Here is a 371-nt window from a genome sequence, read left to right as displayed (position 1 = left end):
AGGAAAAAAAGAAGAGGGAAAAGAAAGAAGGAGAGGGGAGGGAGAGGAGAAAGAAAGAGAAAGGGGAGGGGGGAGGGAAAAAAGAGGAGAAAAAAGAGAAGGGAGAGAAGAAGAAAAAGAGGGGGGAGGAAGGAGAAGAAGGGAAGGGGGAGAAGGAAGGGAGAAAAGAAAAAGGGGGAGAAAGAGAAAAGGAAGAGGGGGGGGAGGGGGGAAAGAAGAGGGGGGAAGGAAGGGGAGGGGAAAGGGAGAGGGAAGAGGAGGGAAGGGAAGAGGGAAAAAAGAGAGGGGAGGGAGGGGAGAAAGGAGGGGGGAGAAGGGAAGAAAAGGGAAGGAAGGGGAGGGGGGAGGAAGAAAAGAAGAAAGAGAAAGGG

Annotated in this window: 1 protein-coding gene; it reads left to right on the top strand. The window is 52.8% G+C overall.

All coding sequences use genetic code 11. The features are described from left to right. Window positions 1–371: hypothetical protein (locus KH400_RS30110; RefSeq protein WP_217228401.1), on the top strand; the 371-nt coding region annotated here is incomplete at both ends.

The sequence above is a fragment of the Desertibacillus haloalkaliphilus genome (assembly GCF_019039105.1).
Lineage (GTDB): Bacteria > Bacillota > Bacilli > Bacillales > KJ1-10-99 > Desertibacillus > Desertibacillus haloalkaliphilus.
Note: the sequence above shows the minus strand (reverse complement) of the source record. Positions and strands in the feature narration are given on the sequence as shown.